Source organism: Synechococcus sp. BA-120 BA3 (genome assembly GCF_034931285.1).
Taxonomy (GTDB): domain Bacteria; phylum Cyanobacteriota; class Cyanobacteriia; order PCC-6307; family Cyanobiaceae; genus Cyanobium.
On record NZ_JAYGHZ010000135.1, the window covers coordinates 1 to 2,496 of the forward strand.

Here is a 2,496-nt window from a genome sequence, read left to right on the forward strand (position 1 = left end):
CCCCAGGCCAGGGCGGGCTGGCCGACGGCCAGGGCCAGCAGCAGGGGCAACCCCAGCACGGCCCTGGCCAGGGTCAGCAGGTCGGCGAGGCGTCGCAGGGGAGGGGTCCCGTTCACCAGCAGAATGCCATCACCGAGGAGATCCGCATGGTCGTCGAGCGCAGCGTGGCCGAGGTGATGACCAGCCCCGTGCTGAGTGTCACCACCACCACGCCCCTGCAGGAGGCCGTGCAGCTGATGAGCGACCACCACATCAGCGGCCTGCCGGTGCTCGATGAGCTCGGTGCCCTGGTGGGGGAACTCAGCGAGCAGGACCTGATGGTGCGCGAGAGCGGTTTCGATGCCGGCCCCTACGTGATGCTGCTCGATGCCGTCATCTATCTGCGCAACCCGCTCGACTGGGACAAGCAGGTGCACCAGGTGCTGGGCAGCTCGGTCGGGGATGTGATGGGCTCCAAGCCCCACAGCTGCCCCGCCACCACCAGCCTCCCGGCGGCGGCCCGTCTGCTGCACGATCGGGGCACCCAGCGGCTGTTCGTGCTCGACGACCAGGAGGCCCTGGTGGGGGTGCTCACCCGCGGCGACGTGGTGCGGGCCCTGGCCGCCGAGGGCTGACGCCGACGCGGCGGGACGGTTCGCTCCAGGGAACGACGGCCCCATCAGCCAGAAGCCAGAGCCGCTCGCCGTCCGGGCAGGGGTAGCCGCCGGTGAGCGCACCGAAGGCGGGCAGCACCAGCTGCTCGGCCGCCGGGTCGTAGGCGAAGCAGGGCAGGCGCAGCCGATCGGCGCCCGTGCCCACCAGGGCGACGGGGTGGCGGTGGCCGCAGAGGTTGAGGCGGCCGGGGCGGGGCTCGGGGGCGAGGCTCAGCCACAGGGGGCCGAGGGACAGGGACGGCTCCTGCTCCAGCCCCTCGAGCCAGCAGCCCCGCTCGTGGTTGCCACCGACCAGCCGCAGCGGGCAGCCCAGCAGCTCCGGCAGGGCCCGCAGCTTCTGGCGCAGGTCAGCCGTCAGGCCCAGCCGGCTGTGGATCAGATCCCCCAGCACCACCACCTGGGCGGGCCCGAGGCCATGGGCCACCGCCAGCAGGGTGTTGAGGGTGGCCCCGTCGCCGTCGCTGGGGAGCGGGATGCCCTGGCTCTGGAAGCTCTCCGCCTTGCCCAGGTGCAGATCCGCCACAAGCAGCAGCCCCTGCTGGGGATCCCAGACGGCCCGCTGGCCCAGCAGCAGCAGCCGGTGACCCCGCCACAGAAACTCAGCCGAACCCGACACGTTCATGCAGAAACCATCAGGCTGACGAGATGACCGGAGGCGGCGCGCAGGCCAGCCCATCCTCTCCGACGAGAATCAAGTCAGCACGAGGTCAGCGATGACGTCCAGCCCGCCGGAGGCCACCCCCGACCCGAGGGCCTGCCTGCTGCGGCTGGCCCCCTACCTGCTGGGCCGGACCCGCCGCGGGGTGGTCGGCAGCAGCCGCTATGCCCAGAAGCTGCGGGACGCCATCCGTGCCGCCTCCGCCGACACCAGCGGCCGGGCGGTGCTGATCAGCGGTGAGCCCGGCCTGGAGAAGGACAACCTCGCCTCCCTGATCCACTTCGGCTCCTCAGCCCGCAAGCAGCTGCTGGTGCGGATCAACTGCGCCCAGCTCCGCCCCGACGGCGCCGAGCTGTTCGGGGCCCCCACCGGCGGCGTGGCCCTGATCGACTGCCTCGGTGCCGGCGGGCTGCTGCTCGACCAGATCGACCGCGCCGACCCCGCCCTGCGGCCCGCCCTGCTGGAACTGGCCCGCGGCGGCCGTTGGCGCTCGCCGGACGCCGCCCATACCGAGCACGTCTTCGCCGGCCGGGTGTTCCTCACCGCCGAGACGAGCGAGCCCGATTTCGACGCGATCTGCTGCCACATCCGGGTGCCGCCGCTGCGGGTGCGGCGCCAGGACCTGGGCGAATGGCTGCGCTACGGGGTGCGACAGAAGGCCCTCAGCCTCGGCTGGAGCCGGCCACCGACCGTGGGGGAGGGGCTGGTGAAGCGCCTGCAGACCTACGACTTCCCCGGCAACGTGCGGGAGCTGCTGGAGCTGATCGAGCGGGCCCTGCGCCAGTGCAGCGGTGCCCACCCGGAGGAGCTGCCGGAGGATGTGTTCTGGACCCTGCGGCGGCCCCAGCGGGCCCGCTTCGATCTCTGGCGCTGGAAACCGCAGCTGCGGGACGTGATGCGCTCGCCCCTGCTCTGGAACGCCCTGCTCTTCGGGGTCGTGAGCTGGGTGTTCGTGCTGGTGAACCTCTGGCTCTGGTGGGGGCCCCAGGACCGCGCCCACAACGGTGACCTGAACCTCTTCTGGGCCTGGTGGTGGCCCCTGATCCTGCTGGCCTACCCCCTGGTGGGCCGCCTGTGGTGCTCCTTCTGCCCGTTCATGGTCTGGGGGGAGATCGTCCAGCGGCTGGCGACGCGGCTGGGCTGGCAGCCGGCCCGCTGGCCGCGGGGCGACACGGACCGCTGGGC

Annotated in this window: 3 protein-coding genes; 2 read left to right on the forward strand and 1 reads right to left on the reverse strand. The window is 72.6% G+C overall.

Translation table 11 applies throughout. The features are described from left to right. Window positions 1–146 precede the first annotated feature (146 nt). Window positions 147–614: a CBS domain-containing protein gene (locus tag VB737_RS06465; RefSeq protein WP_500312102.1), complete on the forward strand. Its 468-nt coding sequence runs from the start codon at window positions 147–149 to the stop codon at window positions 612–614. Here the strand turns inward: VB737_RS06465 and pdeM are convergent. Next, window positions 571–1,275 carry a ligase-associated DNA damage response endonuclease PdeM gene (gene pdeM, locus VB737_RS06470; protein ID WP_500312104.1) on the reverse strand — a complete coding sequence of 235 codons (705 nt, stop codon included), beginning with the start codon at window positions 1,273–1,275 and terminating at the stop codon, window positions 571–573. The two genes, VB737_RS06465 and pdeM, sit on opposite strands and share 44 nt — an antisense overlap. Before the next feature lie 91 nt (window positions 1,276–1,366). On the opposite strand from pdeM, the gene VB737_RS06475 reads away from it, so the two are divergent. Beyond that, on the forward strand, window positions 1,367–2,496 hold a 1,130-nt coding region (locus VB737_RS06475; RefSeq protein ID WP_500312106.1), incomplete at its 3' end, for an AAA-type ATPase lid domain-containing protein.

Coding starts and splice junctions, on each gene's coding strand:
- VB737_RS06465 (WP_500312102.1), top strand. CDS start 147: ATGGTCGTCGAGCGCAGCGTGGCCGAGGTGATGACCAGCCCCGTGCTG.
- pdeM (WP_500312104.1), bottom strand. CDS start 1,275: ATGAACGTGTCGGGTTCGGCTGAGTTTCTGTGGCGGGGTCACCGGCTG.